Here is a 16,520-nt window from a genome sequence, read left to right as displayed (position 1 = left end):
GCGGATTCCCGCGTTCTCCAAAAAACCACAAGGCCAGCCCCCGCGCGATGGCGCTTGCCTCATGGGCGGCGGCGGGAGCGGGTGATGACAGGCGCGCGTCTGTACGCTTGGGCACGCCCGTCATATTGACGGATTCAAGCATTCACTCTAAAGTGGTTTTCATAAGAATAATTGGTCTTACCAATTTACAAAGGAAGCCATGAAGACGCCTGCCGACGTTTACCTGTTCGGCACCTGTCTGCTCGACCTGTTCCTGCCGGAAGCTGGCCTAGACGCCATCGCCCTGCTGGAAGGCCTGGGCGTGCGGGTGCACTACCCCCAGGCCCAGAGCTGCTGCGGCCAGCCGGCCTATACCAGCGGCCATCCCAAGGAAGCGCTGGCCGTGGCGCGCGCGCAGCTGGCCTGTTTCCCGGAGGACTGGCCCATCGTGGTGCCGTCCGGCTCCTGCGGCGGCATGATCCAGCACCATTGGCCTCGCCTGTTCGCCGGCGAGGCGGATGAAATGGCGGCCTGCGCCATCGCCGCGCGAGTGGTGGAATTTTCCGATTTCCTGCTCAATCACCTGGACTGGCGGCCGCAAGACCAGGGCGCGCCGGTCAAGGTGGCGGTGCATACCTCCTGCTCGGCGCGGCGAGAGATGAATGTGCACAAGAGCAGTTGGGCGCTGGTGGACCGGCTGCAGAACGTCGAGCGCGTGGCGCATGACCATGAGTCCGAATGCTGCGGCTTTGGCGGCACTTTCTCCATCAAGCATCCGGACATCGCCGGCGCGATGGTGGCGGACAAGGCCCAGTCCCTGCAGGACAGCGGCGCGGTGGAATTCGTTACCGCCGACGGCGGCTGCCTGCTCAATATCAACGGCAAGCTGGGCCAGTGCGGCAGCGGCTTCCAGGGCCGGCATCTGGCCAGCTTTCTGCTGGAGCGCACCGGAGGCAAGCGATGAGCGCCCGAGCTTCCATCTTGCAGAGGCTGCGCGCCGCGCCACGGCAGGCGTTTTCGCGCCCGGACCTGGCCAGCCATTTCCAGCGCTTTGCCAGCCAGGACGATGAAATCGCCCGCTTGCGCCATTGGGCGGCGATGATGCGCGCGGTGAAAACCGACATCCTGTGGACGCGCGGGGCCGAGTGGGACGCGGCGCTGGCCGGCTGGCTGGCCGCGCATCCGCAAGATTCCATCCTGTTGTCCGACACGCCGCATGGCCGCAGGCTGGCGCAATGCCTTGAGGGCAGGGCGGGCGCGCCGCGCATCGTCTGGTTCGAACGCGAGGTGGATGGCTGGAAGGCGGAGTTGTTCGACATCGCCGCCGGTTTCACGTCGGTCCGCTGCGGCATCGCCGCCACCGGCACGCTGGTATTGTGGCCGGACGAGGCAGAGCCGCGCACCATGAGCCTGGTGCCGCCCTTGCACATCGCCTTGTTCGACGCCGCGACCTTGTACCCGGATTTCTATTCGGCGATGAAGGGCGAGAATTGGTCTGCCGGCATGCCCACCAACGCGCTGCTGATCTCCGGGCCGTCCAAGACCGCGGACATCCAGCAAACGCTGGCCTACGGCGCGCACGGCCCGCGCGAGCTGTTGGTGTTGGCCGTGCTGCCGCCGCATATCGCCATCCATGATGTGGAAGGAGAGGCGAGATGAATGAGCAGAAGATCACCGTCTACCCGTCGCGCGCCTTCAAGGACAACGCGCGGCTGGCGCTGAGTGACGACAAGCTGCGGCAAAGCCTGCGCGGATCGATGGACTTCCTGATGGCCAAGCGGCTGGCGGCATTTCCGGACGAGGCGGAGCTGTCCGCGCTGCGCACGCTGGGCGAGGGCATACGCCAGCGCTGTTTGTCCCGGCTGCCGGAGCTGCTGGAACAGCTGGAAGACAAGCTCACGGCAAACGGCGTGAAAGTGCATTGGGCGGAAACGGCGGAGGAGGCCAACCGCATCATCCACGGCATTGTCGCCGCCCGGCAGGGCAAGCGGATGGTCAAAGGCAAGTCCATGGTCAGCGAGGAGATCGAGCTCAACCATTACCTGGCCGATCAGGGCGTGGAGGCGGTTGAGAGCGATATGGGCGAGTACATCGTCCAGCTGGCGGGCGAGAAACCCACCCACATCATCATGCCGGCCATCCACAAGACCAAGCAGGATATCGCCCAGCTGTTCCACGAGCAGCTGCCGGACACGCCCTACACCGAGGACGTGGACGCGTTGATCCAGATCGGCCGCCGCGTGCTGCGCCGCAAGTTTCTGGATGCCGATGTCGGCCTGTCCGGCGTCAACTTCGCAGTGGCCGAAACCGGCACCTTGTGCCTGGTGGAAAACGAAGGCAACGGCCGCATGTGCACCACGGTGCCGGACGTTCACATCGCCATCACCGGCATCGAAAAGGTGGTGGAAAAGCTGGAGGATGTGGCGCCGCTGTACAGCCTGCTGACCCGCTCCGCCATCGGCCAGCCCATCACCACCTACTTCAATATGATCAGCGGTCCACGCCGTGCAGGCGAGAAGGATGGCCCGCGCGAAGTGCATCTGGTGCTGCTGGACAACGGCCGCAGCCAGGCCTACGCCGACGAGCAGCTGCGCAAGACATTGCAATGCATACGCTGCGGCGCCTGCATGAACCATTGTCCGGTCTACACCCGCATCGGCGGCCACGCTTACGGCACGACGTATCCGGGACCGATAGGCGAAATCATCTCGCCGCATCTGATGGGGCTGGAAAACACCCGCGACCTGCCGACCGCGTCCAGCCTGTGCGGCGCTTGCGGCGAGGTATGTCCGGTGCGGATTCCGATCCCGGAGATGCTGATGCGGCTGCGCGAGGAAAGCCAGCGGCCGGCCGATGAACGCGTGGCGCACCCGCTGCGCGGTCAGGGCGCGGCGGCCGGCGGCGCGGAGCGCCTGGCCTGGAAGGGCTGGCGGCTGGTTCATGCCTCACCCAATCTATACCGGCTATTCGGCTGGGCGGCCACGCGCCTTCGCCAGCACACGCCCAAGAATCAGCTCGGTTGGACGCAGAACCACCTGCCGCTGACGCCGGCGGCCAAGACGCTGCACGAGCTGGTCCGCGAACGCGAAGCGAACAAGGGGAGGTCCGCATGAGTCCGGCCCACCAAGCGTTTCTGCAAGACCTGCGCCGCGTCATGCCGGACAAGCGCATCTACACGGACCCATTGTCCACCCTGGCCTACGGCACCGACGCCAGCTTTTACCGCCTGCGGCCGCAGATCGTCGCCAAGGTGGAAACCGAGGCCGAAGTGGCCGAGCTGCTGCGGCTGGCGAGATTGCACCGCGTCGCCGTCACCTTCCGTGCCGCCGGCACCAGCCTGTCCGGCCAGGCGGTCAGCGATTCGGTGTTGATTCTGCTGGGCGACGGCTTCAACCAGGGCGAAGTGCTGGACGGCGGCGAGCGCATCCGTCTCAAGCCCGGCATGATAGGCTCGCACGCCAACGCGATGCTGGCGCCGTTAGGCCGCAAGATCGGCCCCGATCCTGCGTCGATCAACACCGCCAAGATAGGCGGCATCGCCGCCAACAACTCCAGCGGCATGTGCTGCGGCACCCGCGACAACAGCTACCACACCCTGCATTCGCTGCGGGTGTTGCTGTTGGATGGCGCCGCGCTGGATACCGCCGACGCGGCCAGCGTGGCGGCGTTTCGCGTATCTCATGCGGATATGCTCGATGGCCTGGCCCAGCTGTCGCGCGAGCTGGCCGGTGATCCGCAGCTGGCGGCGCGGGTGCGCCGCAAATACCGGCTGAAGAACACCACCGGCTACGGCATCAACGCCTTGCTGGATTTCGCCGATCCGCTGGAAATGCTCAGCCATTTGATGATCGGCTCCGAAGGCACGCTGGGCTTCATTTCCGAGATTACCTTCCATACCGTGATCGAGCATCCGCACAAGGCCTCGGCGCTGGTGTGGTTCGACGATCTGGCGTCCTGTTGCCACGCGGTATCGGCGCTGAGCGCGGCGCGAGATGCCGGCGGCGTGTCGGCGGTGGAGCTGATAGACAGCCGCAGCCTGCGCGCGGTGCAGGGCAAGCCGGGACTGCCGGATTTCCTGCATCGGCCGGTGGGGCCGGACAGCGCCTGTTTGCTGATCGAACTGCGGGCGGAAAGCGAGGCCAGGCTGGACGCATGCTCGGCCCAGATCGATGCGCTGCTGGCTGGTTTCAAGCCCAAAGTCTCCAGCGGCTTCAGCCGCGACGCGCGCGAGTGCGAAACCTACTGGGCCTTGCGCAAGGGCCTGTTCCCGGCGGTGGGGGCGGCGCGGCCGACGGGGACCACGGTGGTGATAGAGGACGTGGCGTTTCCGGTTCCGCAACTGGCGGACGGCGTGGCCAGGCTGAGCGCGTTGTTCGACAAGCATGGTTACCACGAGGCGCTGCTGTTCGGCCATGCGCTGGACGGCAATCTGCACTTCGTGTTCGCGCCCGGCTTCGAAAGCCCGGCCGAGGTGGCGCGCTACGACGCTTTCATGCAAGACGTCAGCGATCTGGTGGCCGGCGAGTACGACGGCTCGCTGAAGGCCGAGCACGGCACCGGCCGCAATGTGGCGCCCTTTGTGCGCCAGGAGTGGGGCGACGCCGCCTGGCATATCATGCGCCGCATCAAGGCCTTGTTCGACCCGGACGGCCTGCTCAATCCCGGCGTGATCATCACCGACAACGACAGGCTGCATCTGGAAAACCTGAAGCCCATGCCGGCGGCGGATGATTTGGTGGACCGCTGCACCGAGTGCGGCTTCTGCGAGCCGGCCTGTCCCTCGCACGGCCTGACGCTGAGTCCGCGCCAGCGCATCGTCGCCTGGCGGCGCATCCGCCAGCTGGAGCGCGACGGCGAGGGGGCGATGGAACTGGCGGCGCTGAAGGCCGGCTACCGCTACCGCGCCATAGCCACCTGCGCCGCCACCGGCATGTGCGCCACACGCTGCCCGGTGGGCATCAATACCGGCCTGCTGATGAAGAAGTTGCAAGGCCCAAGCCAACGTCCCGCCTTGGCCGGCTTCGCCGCGCGGCATATGGACTGGATGACGGCGGCGGCGAGGACCGGTTTGAAGCTGGCGCATCTGGCGGGAACGCAGCGCTTGAACGCATTGACGCGCCGCCAGCCGGGCGAGCGCAAGGTCATCCCCTTGGTTCCGGCTAGTTTGCCGCGCGCTGCCGCGCCGCTGCGCGAGACGGGCGGGGAGGGCGAGCCAGTGGTGCTGTTCGTCAGCTGCGTCAACCGAACGCTGGCCGAGGGCGAGGGCGGGGAGTCTGTCGCCGCTCATACCGTCAGGCTGTTGCGCCGCGCCGGCTTCGCTCCTGTCTATCCGCCCGGCCATGACGGCTTGTGCTGCGGCCAGCCTTTCGCCTCCGCTAATGCGGCGGATGCCCTGGCCGGCAGCCAGGCATCGCTGAATCAAGCCTTGCTGCAAGCGAGCGGCGATGGCCGCCACCCGGTGTATCTCGACAACAGCCCGTGCGCGGTGCGGGTCAAGCAGGCGCAGGCCGAGGGGCTGCTGGACGCGCGGCTGCAACTGTTCGACGCCGCCAGCTTCCTGGCGCAGAAGGTCTTGCCCAGGCTCTCCATCGCGCAAAAGCTTCCGCAGCTGGCGCTGCACATCCCCTGCAGCGCCACCGCCATGGGCGCGGCGGCCAGCCTGAAGCAGCTGGCGGCCAGCTGCTGCGAGCAACTGACGGTGCCGGACATCGCCTGCTGCGGCTTCGCCGGCGACAAGGGCTTCACTGTGCCGGAACTGAACGCCCACAGCCTGAGGAGATTGAAGCCGGCCTTGCCGGATGCCTGCCGCCACGGCGTGTCGATGAGCCGCACCTGCCAGATCGGCCTGACCGAGCATGGCGGGATTCCCTACGCCAGCATCGAAGCGCTGCTGGATTTTTGCACCACCCCCATCAACGGCCCGTCATGAAGGCCGCCTTTTCAACGCTGAAGTCAACCTAAGAAACGCCCGCCAGCCCCGCCATGCCGCAACGATTCCGTTGACCGGCAGGGGAGCGGCTGCGCCGGCGAAACCAGAATGAGGAGAAGCTGAACATGCAAGACATCTGGACCCAGCAGTATTTCCCCTCCGGCGGCCTCGCGCTGTCGGCCTTGATGGCCGCGTTGCCCATCGCCTTTTTCTTCGTCGCGCTGGCGGTGTTGCGGCTGAAGGGCCATATCGCCGGCACGCTGACCGTGCTGATCGCGCTGGCGGTGGCCATATTGTTTTACGGCATGCCGGCCAAGATGGCGCTGGCGGCGGCGGCTTTCGGCTTCGGCTACGGCTTGTGGCCCATCGCCTGGATCATCATCGCCGCGGTGTTCCTGTACAAGATCACGGTCAAGACCGGGCAGTTCGACATCATCCGCGCTTCGGTATTGTCCGTGACCGAGGACCAGCGGCTGCAGATGCTGCTGGTGGGCTTTTCCTTCGGTGCCTTCCTGGAGGGCGCGGCCGGCTTCGGCGCGCCGGTGGCCATCACCGCCGCGCTGCTGGTGGGGCTGGGCTTCAATCCGCTGTACGCGGCCGGGCTATGCCTGATCGCCAACACCGCGCCGGTGGCTTTCGGCGCGATGGGGATACCGATCATCGTCGCCGGGCAGGTCACCGGGCTGGATCCGTTCCTGATCGGCGCCAAGGCCGGCCACCAACTGCCCATCCTGTCGGTGATCGTGCCGTTCTGGCTGGTCATGATGATGGACGGCCTCAAGGGCGTGCGCCAGACCTGGCCGGCCATCCTGGTGGCCGGGGTGTCGTTCGCCGTCACCCAGTTTTTCACGTCCAACTACATCGGGCCGGAACTGCCGGACATCACCTCGGCGCTGGTCAGCCTGGTCTGCCTGACGTTGTTCCTGAAGGTATGGCAGCCGGCTGAAATCTTCACCTTCAAGGGCCGCCGCGCGCCGTCCGCGCGCCTGGCCAGCGGTTTCAGCGTCGGGCAGATCGCCCGCGCCTGGAGCCCGTTTCTGATCCTGACCGCCCTGGTGACGGTGTGGAGCGTCAAGCCGTTCAAGGCGCTGTTCGCCAAGGGCGGCGCGCTGGAGGGCTGGATCTGGAAGCTGCATGTGCCAGGGCTGGACAAATTGGTGGTCAAAACCGCGCCCATCGTGTCCCATGACGCGCCTTACGAGGCCTTGTACAAGCTGGATTTCGTGTCCGCCGTCGGCAGCGCCATCTTCCTGTCCGCGCTGCTATCCATGGTCTTGCTGAAGTTCCGCCCGGCGGACGGCGCGCGCGCCTTCGCCGAGACCTTGATGGAGCTGCGCCGGCCCATCCTGTCCATCGGCATGGTGTTGGCCTTCGCCTTCGTCGCCAATTATTCCGGCATGTCCAGCACCCTGGCGCTGTGTCTGGCAAACACCGGCCAGGCCTTCCCGTTCTTCTCGCCCTTCCTGGGCTGGCTGGGCGTGTTCCTGACCGGCTCCGACACTTCGTCCAACGCCTTGTTCTCCGCCTTGCAGGCCGCCACCGCGCACCAGCTGGGCGTGTCGGACGTGCTGCTGGTGGCGGCCAATACCACTGGCGGCGTCACCGGCAAGATGATCTCGCCGCAATCCATCGCCGTCGCTTGCGCGGCGGTGGGCTTGATCGGCAAGGAGGCGGACCTGTTCCGTTTCACCCTGAAGCACAGCCTGATCTTCTGCAGCTTCGTCGGCTGCCTGACCTGGCTGATGGCGCAGATGGGGTAGGGTGGATGCCCCGCTGACGGGGCGATCCGCCGGTAGGCGCTGGGGCATGAGTCGCGGGCATGGCGTCCCCCTCTCCCCAACCCCTCTCCCGCGAGGGGAGAGAGGCTTTCAGCGAGTCTGCGCTGCGAGCTGGGTTTCAGGCCACAGCCCACCCGGCCTGTCCTCCCTCTTCCCTTGCGTGGCGGGAGAGGGGGGACGCCAAAACGCGTTTCGACGAATCGCCGCATGCCCTTACCGCCGGTTATTAGATTAGAAATAAGCATTTCGTCTTCGCTGATAGCCAAACGATATAATGGGGCCTGTTCTGGGAGACACACCGTGTACAAACATCTGGAAGATTTCGTCGGCGGCACGCCGCTGGTCCGTCTGAAGCGCCTGCCTTCGGACAATGGCAATGTGGTGTTGCTGAAGCTGGAGGGCAATAATCCGGCCGGCTCGGTGAAAGACCGGCCGGCGCTGTCGATGATCCGGCGCGCGGAGCGGCGCGGCGACATCAAACCGGGCGACACGCTGATCGAACCCACCAGCGGCAATACCGGCATCGCGCTGGCGATGGCGGCGGCGATGATGGGCTACCGCATGGTGCTGATCATGCCGGAAAACTCCAGCGCCGAGCGGGTGCAGGCCATGCGCGCCTATGGCGCGGAGGTGATCCTGACGCCGGCGGCGGGCTCGATGCCGGCCGCCATCGACCTGGCGCGCAGCATGGAGGCGGCCGGAGAGGGCCGCATCCTGGACCAGTTCTCCAACCCGGACAATCCGCTGGCGCATTACGAAACCACCGGCCCGGAAATCTGGGAGCAGACCGGCGGCAAGATCAGCCATTTCGTGTCCAGCATGGGCACCACCGGCACCATCATGGGCACCAGCCGTTTCCTGAAGGAAAAGAACCCGGCCATCCGCATCGTCGGCGTCCATCCGGAGCCGGGCAGCCAGATCGCCGGCATCCGCAAATGGGAAGACCCGTACGTGCCCAAGATCTGCGATTTCGACCGCATAGATGAAATCCAGACCGTGGGCCAGCAAGAGGCGGAAGACACCGCCCGGCTGCTGGCGCGGCGCGAGGGCATCCTGGCCGGGCCGTCGTCCGGCGGCGCGCTGGCGGTGGCGCTGCGGTTGGACGCGCAGTTGAAGGACGCGGTCATCGTGTCCGTAGTGTGCGACCGCGGCGACCGCTACCTGTCCACCGGCTTGTTCGGCTGAGCATGAGCGGCCCCATCGCCTCCTTGCGCGGTTTGGGGCCTCAATCCTCCCGCATGCTTGCCGCCGCGGGCATCGCCTCCCTGGCGCAGTTGCAAGAGCTGGGCGCGGTGGGCGCCTATTTGCGCGTTCGCGCCGCCTGGCCCGGCGCCAGCCTCAATCTGCTATGGGCGCTGGAGGGCGCGCTGACCGGCCGCGACTGGCGAGCGGTGGCGCGCGAGGAGCGGACGCGGCTATTGCTGGAGCTGGATGTTCGCTCCGAACAGGGGCGTTGATTCCCGTTCGCCGCATTGGACTGGTGGGGCAGGACTTAACGTTGGCCCAGCCACCGTTCGCACCATTCTTGATTTCCATTTGTCATTTTTTGCCTGGCCTGCTACTTTCCTGCCTTTCGCCAGGCAGGGACAGACCATGGTTTTGCTGATGTTCGACATCGACGGCACGCTGACAAGCTCCTATCAATACGATCAACAGGTTTTCGCCGAGGCGGTGTCCGAAGTGGCCGGCGCGCCATTCCATGATACCGACTGGCATCACTATGCCCGCATCACCTCGGATGGGGTGACCGAGGAAGTCCTGCGCCGCATGGGAGTGGAGGCTTCGCGCTCAGGCATGGTGAAGCAAGCCATGATGCGGCGCTTGCATGAGCGGCGGCGGACCCAGCCTGACGATTTTGCCGCCATTCCCGGCGCAAGGGCTTTCTTGCGCGGCTTGATGGGGCAGCGCGATATCGCCGTGGCCATCGCCACCGGCTGCTGGCGCGAAGAGGCGATGTTCAAATTGGAGGCCAGCGACATCGACGCGTCCGCCATCGTCATGAGCTGCAGCGAGGATGGCGAACAGCGCACCGACATCATGCGCCATGCCTGTTCGCAAGCGCTGGCGGCGACCGGGCGGGATCGTTTCGAGCGGGTGGTCTACCTGGGCGACGGCTTGTGGGACTGGCGGGCGTCTTGCGAGTTGGGCTTCGACTTTGTCGGCATAGGCGACCGCATCGCGGCGCTGCGGGAAGCGGGCGCGGCGCATTGCCACGCGGACTTTTCCGATGCCGCCGCGGTGAGGGCATCGTTGCGTATTTCTTGACGCACCGTTCGCCGCGGCGCGCTTGCCCGGACGGCATATTGTCCCTAGCATGGCATTTTCCATTCAGGATTACATCGCCATGCTGCAGCTTTATGTCGATCAGGATTTCATCAGCCCCTACGCGATGGCCGTTTTTGTCGCGCTGACCGAGAAAGGCCTGCCTTTCGAGGCGCTCACCCGCGATCTGGCCGGCGGCGAACAGTTTGAACCGGCCTACCGCGCGCAATCGCTGACGTCCCGCGTGCCCATGCTGGTGGACGGCGATTTTCATTTGAGCGAGTCGTCGGCCATCATCGAATATCTGGAAGAAGCCTATCCCGACACCGCGCGCGTCTTGCCGGGCAATGTGCAGCAACGCGCCCGCGCCCGCCAGCTGCAAGCCTGGCTGCGCAGCGACCTGCTGCCGCTGCGCGATGAGCGCAGCACCGAGGTGGTGTACGGCATGAAGCCTGCCCAGCCCTTGGGCGAGGCGGCGCGAAAAGCGGCGGACAAGTTGATCGCGGTGGCGGAGGCGGTGGTGCCGGCCGACGGCGGCCATTTGTTTGGCGAATGGAGCGTGATCGATACCGAGCTGGCCTTGCTGCTCAAGCGGCTGACGCGGGAGGAGTTGCCGGCCCGTCTGGCCGATTACGTCGAGCGCCAGTGGCAGCGCCCCGCGTTCGCCGCCTGGCGCGCGCATCAGCTCCGGTAGGGCGGATGCCGCCGCTGGCGGGGCGATCCGCCGTGCGGCCGCGCTCGCTGTTCGATCTTCGGCGCGATATCCGAATCAATTCTGTTTGGCCCAATGCGTTACCCGTTTGCGGAGGAAATGGCTCACGCGTAGGGCGGGCAGGCCTAGGCCTTGCCCGCGCGTTGGGAGCATCCATCTAGCTCAAAGGCGGAACGCCCCGCAGGGGCTTCCGCCCTACGTTTCGGTTTCGACGGGGCGGCTGCTGATGCCCAGCCGCTGCATCCGCGACAGCAGGGTGGTGCGCTTCAGCCCCAGCTTGGCCGCCGCGCCGCGCGGGCCGGCGACGATGCCGTTGCACGCCTGCAGCACCCTGAGGATGCGCTCTTTTTCCGGCTCGCTGGCGTCGAACAAGGGCGTTTCCCGCCGCGCCGGCGCGGCGGGGGGCGGACAGGGCGGGGCCTGGCGGCAGGCGAGGTCGGCTTGCGGCAGTTTGAGCACCGGCCCGCGGGTGAGGATGACCGCGCGCTCGATCACGTTTTGCAGCTCGCGCACATTGCCGGGCCAATCGTGGCCTTGCAGCCGCTGCAGCGTGTCGGCCGGGATGCTTTCGATGCCGCGGCTCATCCGGCGCGAAAACTTTTGGGTGAAGAACTGCGCCAGCAGCGGAATGTCGTCCGGGCGCTCCCTGAGCGGCGGCAAGACGATGGGGAAGACGTTGAGCCGGTAGTAGAGGTCGCTGCGGTAGCGCTTGTCGGCGATCATGCCCATCAGGTCGCAGCTGGTGGCCGAGATCACGCGCACGTCCACCGGGATGATCTTTTGCCCGCCCAGCCGCTCCACCTCGCGTTCCTGCAGCACGCGCAGCAGCTTGGGCTGCAGCTCCAGCGGAATGTCGCCCACTTCGTCCAGGAACAGCGTGCCCTGGTCAGCCAGCTCGAAACGGCCCATGCGCTGGGCGGCGGCGCCGGTGAAGGCGCCTTTTTCGTGGCCGAACAGCTCGCTTTCCAGCAGGCCGGCGGGAATGGCGGCGCAGTTCATATTGACCATGCGCTTGCCGGCGCGCGGGCTGTGGGCGTGGATGGCGCGGGCGATCAGCTCTTTGCCGGTGCCGGTTTCGCCCAGAATCAGCACCGAGCAATCGCTGGCGGCGACGATCTCCACTTGCTCCAGCACGGCGGACATGGCCGCGCTCTGGCCGATGATTTCGTCGAAATTCTGGTAATGCTGGATCTCGCTGGTCAGTTGCAGGTTTTCGGTCGCCAGCTGATCCTTGAGGCGGGAAATTTCCTGGTAGGACTGGGCGTTGGCCAGGCCCAGCGTCAGCCGCGCCGCCACCTGCTGCAAGAGCGGCAGCACGGCGCGGAAATAGCCGCTGTCGCCGGGGTAGGCCAGCAGCAGCGCGCCCACGGTGCCGGTGGCGCCGCACAGCGGCAGCACGCACAGCGAGCGGCAGCCGGCGCGCATCACTTCGGCGAAGCGCGGGTGGACGGCGGCCATCTGCTCCAGCGTCGGCTCGCTGGCCAGCAGCAGCTGATGGCCCAGCATGGCCTCGCGCGCCGGCAGTCTGTCGCGCGGATAGCAAGTGTGGCGGCAACGCTCGCGGCCTTCGCGTTCCAGGTAGATGTCATGCACTTGCAGTTCGCTGTCGTTCTCGCCATGCAAATTGAGGCCGACGAAGCTGACGCCGAAGGCCAGCTGCAAAGCTTGGGCCGCTTTTTCCGCCAGCTCTTCCAGCTGCAGCGTGGACAGCACCGCGTTGGTGACGTCCACCAGGATTTGCAGCTGGTCGCGGTCGGCGCGCAGCGCGGCGACCGGGTCGGCGGGCGGCGGCGCGTCCTGGCCGCAGGAGTGGGGCGCGGTTATCGGCATGGTCGGGCTCGGTGGCGGCGGGAACTTGCAGGATAAATTTTACCGGCCGGCCGCGCCTGCTCATAGCATGCGGGCCGCCTAATCGCCGCGCGTTTAATCTGCGTCAGACAGCCAGGGCAGACTGTCCAGCGCCGGATCGTCCCGCAGCGCGGCGTAGAGCCGGTCCACCGCTTGGCGCACCGGTTCTGTCATCGGGCAGTAAAACGCCACCAGATCGGGCTGGATGCCGATGAACTCCACTTGCGGCACCGTTTCGGCCAGCCTTTCCATCAAAAAGCTCAGGGGCAGGTCGTGGGTGCTCATGATGAACATCTCGGCCAGCGCCGCCGGCGGCACGCGGCGGATTTCGCCGGGGGGCAAACCCATGTCGGCGGCGTCCACCAGCACCACGCGGCGCGGCGCGCGCGCGGCGATGCGGTGGGCGGCGTTTTCCGGCGCGCTGCCGCCGTCCTCCACGTTCCAGCCGGCAATCGGGTTCTGTTTCATCCGGTCGGCCAGCAGCGGGCCGGCGCCGTCGTCGCCCATCATGCTGTTGCCCACGGCCAGGATCAGATCGGGCGCGTCAGTCTTCATGTCGTTTCACCATCAGGTAAAGCGCCGGCTCGGCGTCCATCGCCGCCAGCTCGCGCATCAGCGCGTCGCTCCAGCCGCGTTGCGTGTCATTCATGGCGTCTCGTCTGCGCGTCAACGCCAGGGCCAGCAGCGCGGCATGGCTGGCGTCTATCATGATTTCGCCGAAGCGCAGCACACCGGCCAGCTTGCGCCGCGCTTCGCCCTCGGGCAGCGCGGCCAGCCATTCGGCGTAGCCTTCTTCCGGGCAGCTGATCCTCGGTTGCAGGCAGTCGATCACGCCGATGTGGTGGCCCAGCGCCAGCGTCTGGTAGATCACTTGGCGCGCGTTGTCGTCGGCGGGCATGTCTTCTTCGCGCTGCAGGAATTTGCGGCCCAGCGCGTGAAACACGATGCGGCTCATCGCGCGCCTCCTTCCATGCTGATGTCCCATAAACGGGTGAAGATTTCGTTCTCGCGCGGGTCGGCGGTCGCCGAGAGATGGCGTTTGACGCGTTCGTCCAGCGTCAGGCCGTCGGCCCGGCCGGCCAGATCCATGAACTGGTCGGCCAGGAGGCGGCCGCTGCGGTAGCCGGCCAGCCGCCGCGCCTCGCGTTCGATGCGCACCCGCGCGTCCAGCGGGATGGACGGGTGCGGCAACAAGGCGCGGTCGCATTCGCCTTCTTCCTGATGCGTGGCGCGCAGTTTTTGCTCCAGCAGGCCCAGCGCCATGGCGAAGCCGTAAATCGTGGCGGCCGGCGTGGGCGGGCAGCCGGGAATGTAAACGTCCACCGGCACGATCTTGTCGCTACCGCCCCATACGCAGTACAGGTCGTGGAAGATGCCGCCGCTGCAGCCGCAGGCGCCGTAGGAGACGGAAATCTTGGGATCCGGCGCGGCCTGCCAGGCGCGCAGCGCCGGCATGCGCATGGCGCGGGTGACGGCGCCGGTGAACAGCAGGATGTCGGCGTGGCGCGGCGAGGCCACTACCTTGATGCCGAAGCGCTCGGCGTCGAACACCGGGGTGATGGCGGCGAAGATCTCGATCTCGCAGCCGTTGCAGCCGCCGCAGTCCACGCGGTAGACGTAGGCGGAGCGCTGGATGTCTTTCAGCAGCTTCTGTTTCAGCTGGACGATGCCCTCGCTCTCGGTCAGCGGCTTGGGCATGCCGTATTCGTCGCGCGGGACGATCAGGCCGGCGTCGGCTTGGATGGGAATCATGCTCGCTCCTCCTCGCGGCGGCTAAGCGGCAGCGCATCGCGTTCTATGGTTCGCTTGCGCTTGCATTCGGGACAGGTGGCGTACAGGCCGCGCAGGGTGTCGTCCAGGGCGAGGCCGCTCTGGCGCAGCAGATCCATCGCGTGGTGGACTTCCTTGCGCGGCGCGAAGGGTCTGCCGCAGCAGGCGCAGTTTTCCAGCCGGAAGCTGGCGCGCTGGATCAAGTCCGCCTTGCTGGCCACCGCCAGCTCGAATGCCTGGGTCAGCTGGATGGCGCGGGTGGGGCAGACTTCCTCGCAGCGGCCGCAGAAGATGCAGCGGCCCAGGTTCAGCGCCCATTCGCGCCGCCCGGCGCGGCTGTCGGTTTGCATCGTCAGCGCGCCGGCCGGACAGGCCTGGGTGCAGGCGGCGCAGGCGATGCATTGGCGGGCGTTCAGCTCCGGCTTGCCGCGAAAGCCGGGGCTGACCGGAAACGGAGCGAACGGGTATTTCGTCGTCGGTTCGCCCGCCTTGGCTATGATCTTGAATAGCTTGAACATGGCGTTTTCCTATTTGAGCGGCGAATCTTTGCGCTCGCGGCCATAGCGCTCGATTTCCTGGTAGGGCACGGTGGTGGACTTTTTCTTTTTCACGTCCACCAGCGTCACGCGGTCGGTGCAGGAGTAGCAGGGGTCTATGCTGGCCACGATCAGCGGCGCGTCGGACACGGTGTTGCCGCGCAGCATGTAGCGCAGCGGCGGCCAGTTGGCGTAGGTGGGCGCGCGGCAGCGCCAGCGGTAGAGTTTCTGGTTGTCGCCGGTCATCGCCCAGTGGATGTCCTCGCCGCGCGGCGCTTCGGCAAAGCCCAGCGCGAACTGGTGCGGCTGGTAGGCGAAGCCTTCCAGCAATACCGGGCCGGCGGGCAGGTTTTCCAGCGCGTGCTGGATCATGGCCAGTGAGTCGAAGAATTCGCGGGCGCGGATCAATACCCGGCCCAGCACGTCGCAGCTGTCTTCGGTGTGGACGTCGAAAGGCAGGCTGGCGTAGGCGCCGTAGGTATGGTCGGCGCGGATGTCGCGGGCAAAGCCGCTGGCGCGCAGCAGGGGGCCCACCGGGCTGAAGTCGCGCGCGACTTTGCGGTCCAGAATGCCCACGCCGCTGGTGCGCTGGCGCAGGTTGGGCGTGGACAGCAGCATGTCCACCAGCCGCGTGGTTTCCTCGCGCAGCTCGGCCACCAGTTTGAGCGTGCGCTGGCGTTCTTCCTTGAGAATATCGCGGCGCACGCCGCCTATCAGGTTCATGCCGTAGGTCTTGCGCGCGCCGGTGAGCAGCTCCGCCATGGTCATGGCTTTTTCGCGGACGCGGAAAAACTGCATGAAGCCGGTGTCGAAGCCGACGAAGTGGCTGGCCAGCCCCAGGTTGAGCAAGTGGCTGTGCAGCCGCTCCACCTCCAGGAACACGCTGCGTATCATTTGCGCGCGCGGCGGCACGGCCAGGCCCAGCGCGTTTTCCACCGCGCTGGCGTAGGCCACGCTGTGGGTGAAGCCGCAGATGCCACAGACGCGGTCGGACAGGAAGGTGACTTCGTCGTAGCCCATCCGCGTTTCGGCCAGTTTTTCCATGCCGCGGTGCACGTAGAACATGCGGTAGTCGGCGTCGACGATGGTTTCGCCGTCCACGAACAATCTGAAGTGGCCCGGCTCGTCCGAGGTGATGTGCAGCGGGCCCAGCGGCACGTCGCGGGTGACGCCGGCCGCGTCGTTGACGAAGGCGTAGGTTTCGGTGTCGGTGGTGGGGGCGGGGCGCTGGTTGTAGGCCATCGCGTCCTTGCGCAAGGGGTAGAGATCGTCCGGCCAATCGTCCGGCAGCACCAGCCGCCGCTCGTCCGGGATGCCGACCGGCGTCAGGCCGTACATGTCGCGCACTTCGCGCTCGCCCCACACCGCCGCCGGCACGCGCGGCGTGACCGAAGGAAATTCCGGCCGCTCCGGGTCTATCAGCGCGCGCACCACCAGCCAGCACTTGACCGGCCCTTCCATCGACAGCACGTAGTAGACGGCGAAGTGGCCGTTCAGCGGCCGCTCGTCGTTGCCGAACAGCACCGACAGCCAGCCCTCGTTCTGGTAATACAGCCACGCCACCGTCTCGGGCAGGCTGTCCAGCTTGACGGTGACCGTCAGTTGGTCGGCGGTTTGCCATTCCGCTTCCAGCACCGCGTGCGGGAAGCGTTGTTTCAGGCCATCCAGGTAGTTTTGGCCCAGTTTGTCGTCGTTCATGTTTTTCT

The 16,520-nt window shown here is 66.4% G+C and carries 15 protein-coding genes; 9 read left to right on the top strand and 6 right to left on the bottom strand.

The window, feature by feature from the left end; genetic code table 11:
* The first annotated feature begins 199 nt into the window (after positions 1-199).
* The 9 genes from FYK34_RS09490 to yfcF all read left to right on the top strand — a co-directional run bounded on the left by FYK34_RS09490 (position 200) and on the right by yfcF (position 10,642).
* Positions 200-943 (top strand): (Fe-S)-binding protein, encoded by a 744-nt coding sequence (locus FYK34_RS09490; protein ID WP_149296144.1) that lies wholly within the window; start codon positions 200-202, stop codon positions 941-943.
* Positions 940-1,638, top strand: coding sequence for a LutC/YkgG family protein (locus FYK34_RS09485; RefSeq protein ID WP_114063440.1), 699 nt, complete (start codon positions 940-942; stop codon positions 1,636-1,638). Before FYK34_RS09490 ends, FYK34_RS09485 begins: the two co-directional genes overlap by 4 nt.
* On the top strand, positions 1,635-3,092 hold the full coding sequence (locus tag FYK34_RS09480; protein ID WP_149296143.1) for a LutB/LldF family L-lactate oxidation iron-sulfur protein: 1,458 nt from the start codon (positions 1,635-1,637) through the stop codon (positions 3,090-3,092). The genes FYK34_RS09485 and FYK34_RS09480 overlap by 4 nt, the downstream gene beginning before the upstream one ends.
* Positions 3,089-5,908 carry an FAD-binding and (Fe-S)-binding domain-containing protein gene (locus FYK34_RS09475; protein WP_149296142.1) on the top strand — a complete coding sequence of 940 codons (2,820 nt, stop codon included), beginning with the start codon at positions 3,089-3,091 and terminating at the stop codon, positions 5,906-5,908. The genes FYK34_RS09480 and FYK34_RS09475 overlap by 4 nt, the downstream gene beginning before the upstream one ends.
* A 125-nt stretch (positions 5,909-6,033) precedes the next feature.
* On the top strand, positions 6,034-7,668 hold the full coding sequence (locus FYK34_RS09470; protein WP_149296141.1) for a lactate permease LctP family transporter: 1,635 nt from the start codon (positions 6,034-6,036) through the stop codon (positions 7,666-7,668).
* A gap of 318 nt (positions 7,669-7,986) precedes the next feature.
* Positions 7,987-8,871, top strand: a complete 885-nt coding sequence (gene cysM, locus FYK34_RS09465) for a cysteine synthase CysM (protein ID WP_149296140.1) — start codon at positions 7,987-7,989, stop codon at positions 8,869-8,871.
* 2 nt (positions 8,872-8,873) lie between these two features.
* Positions 8,874-9,143: a TfoX/Sxy family protein gene (locus tag FYK34_RS09460; RefSeq protein WP_149296139.1), complete on the top strand. Its 270-nt coding sequence runs from the start codon at positions 8,874-8,876 to the stop codon at positions 9,141-9,143.
* A gap of 136 nt (positions 9,144-9,279) precedes the next feature.
* On the top strand, positions 9,280-9,951 hold the full coding sequence (locus FYK34_RS09455) for an HAD family hydrolase (protein WP_168209698.1): 672 nt from the start codon (positions 9,280-9,282) through the stop codon (positions 9,949-9,951).
* Between the two features lie 49 nt (positions 9,952-10,000).
* Positions 10,001-10,642 (top strand): glutathione transferase, encoded by a 642-nt coding sequence (gene yfcF / locus FYK34_RS09450; protein ID WP_231137417.1) that lies wholly within the window; start codon positions 10,001-10,003, stop codon positions 10,640-10,642.
* A gap of 213 nt (positions 10,643-10,855) precedes the next feature.
* On the opposite strand, the gene FYK34_RS09445 is transcribed toward yfcF, so the two are convergent.
* The 6 genes from FYK34_RS09445 to FYK34_RS09420 form a co-directional block, all read right to left on the bottom strand.
* Positions 10,856-12,490, bottom strand: a complete 1,635-nt coding sequence (locus tag FYK34_RS09445) for a sigma 54-interacting transcriptional regulator (RefSeq protein ID WP_149296137.1) — start codon at positions 12,488-12,490, stop codon at positions 10,856-10,858.
* A 93-nt stretch (positions 12,491-12,583) separates the two neighbouring features.
* Positions 12,584-13,063: a hydrogenase maturation peptidase HycI gene (gene hycI / locus FYK34_RS09440; RefSeq protein WP_149296136.1), complete on the bottom strand. Its 480-nt coding sequence runs from the start codon at positions 13,061-13,063 to the stop codon at positions 12,584-12,586.
* The gene (hycH, locus tag FYK34_RS09435; protein ID WP_149296135.1) at positions 13,053-13,463 is read right to left on the bottom strand and encodes a formate hydrogenlyase maturation protein HycH; all 411 of its coding nucleotides are present in this window, start codon (positions 13,461-13,463) and stop codon (positions 13,053-13,055) included. Before hycH ends, hycI begins: the two co-directional genes overlap by 11 nt.
* Entirely contained in the window at positions 13,460-14,260 is an 801-nt protein-coding gene (locus tag FYK34_RS09430; protein ID WP_114074038.1) for an NADH-quinone oxidoreductase subunit B family protein, read from the bottom strand. Before FYK34_RS09430 ends, hycH begins: the two co-directional genes overlap by 4 nt.
* Positions 14,257-14,796, bottom strand: a complete 540-nt coding sequence (locus FYK34_RS09425) for a formate hydrogenlyase complex iron-sulfur subunit (RefSeq protein ID WP_149296134.1) — start codon at positions 14,794-14,796, stop codon at positions 14,257-14,259. The genes FYK34_RS09430 and FYK34_RS09425 overlap by 4 nt, the downstream gene beginning before the upstream one ends.
* 9 nt (positions 14,797-14,805) lie before the next feature.
* A complete protein-coding gene (locus FYK34_RS09420; protein ID WP_149296133.1) occupies positions 14,806-16,512 on the bottom strand; it encodes a hydrogenase large subunit in 1,707 nt (568 codons plus the stop codon).
* Positions 16,513-16,520 lie beyond the last annotated feature (8 nt).

It is taken from the genome of Chromobacterium paludis, assembly GCF_008275125.1.
In the GTDB taxonomy this organism is placed as follows: domain Bacteria; phylum Pseudomonadota; class Gammaproteobacteria; order Burkholderiales; family Chromobacteriaceae; genus Chromobacterium; species Chromobacterium paludis.
This window is presented reverse-complemented; position numbering and strand designations above follow the sequence as displayed.

Excerpts from the sequence above, each read along its gene's own strand:
- FYK34_RS09425 (WP_149296134.1), bottom strand. The coding sequence starts at position 14,796 with ATGTTCAAGCTATTCAAGATCATAGCCAAGGCGGGCGAACCGACGACG.
- FYK34_RS09480 (WP_149296143.1), top strand. The coding sequence starts at position 1,635 with ATGAATGAGCAGAAGATCACCGTCTACCCGTCGCGCGCCTTCAAGGAC.
- yfcF (WP_231137417.1), top strand. The coding sequence starts at position 10,001 with ATGGCATTTTCCATTCAGGATTACATCGCCATGCTGCAGCTTTATGTC.
- FYK34_RS09455 (WP_168209698.1), top strand. The coding sequence starts at position 9,280 with ATGGTTTTGCTGATGTTCGACATCGACGGCACGCTGACAAGCTCCTAT.
- FYK34_RS09420 (WP_149296133.1), bottom strand. The coding sequence starts at position 16,512 with ATGAACGACGACAAACTGGGCCAAAACTACCTGGATGGCCTGAAACAA.
- FYK34_RS09485 (WP_114063440.1), top strand. The coding sequence starts at position 940 with ATGAGCGCCCGAGCTTCCATCTTGCAGAGGCTGCGCGCCGCGCCACGG.
- FYK34_RS09445 (WP_149296137.1), bottom strand. The coding sequence starts at position 12,490 with ATGCCGATAACCGCGCCCCACTCCTGCGGCCAGGACGCGCCGCCGCCC.
- FYK34_RS09490 (WP_149296144.1), top strand. The coding sequence starts at position 200 with ATGAAGACGCCTGCCGACGTTTACCTGTTCGGCACCTGTCTGCTCGAC.
- hycI (WP_149296136.1), bottom strand. The coding sequence starts at position 13,063 with ATGAAGACTGACGCGCCCGATCTGATCCTGGCCGTGGGCAACAGCATG.
- FYK34_RS09460 (WP_149296139.1), top strand. The coding sequence starts at position 8,874 with ATGAGCGGCCCCATCGCCTCCTTGCGCGGTTTGGGGCCTCAATCCTCC.
- FYK34_RS09475 (WP_149296142.1), top strand. The coding sequence starts at position 3,089 with ATGAGTCCGGCCCACCAAGCGTTTCTGCAAGACCTGCGCCGCGTCATG.
- FYK34_RS09430 (WP_114074038.1), bottom strand. The coding sequence starts at position 14,260 with ATGATTCCCATCCAAGCCGACGCCGGCCTGATCGTCCCGCGCGACGAA.
- hycH (WP_149296135.1), bottom strand. The coding sequence starts at position 13,463 with ATGAGCCGCATCGTGTTTCACGCGCTGGGCCGCAAATTCCTGCAGCGC.
- FYK34_RS09470 (WP_149296141.1), top strand. The coding sequence starts at position 6,034 with ATGCAAGACATCTGGACCCAGCAGTATTTCCCCTCCGGCGGCCTCGCG.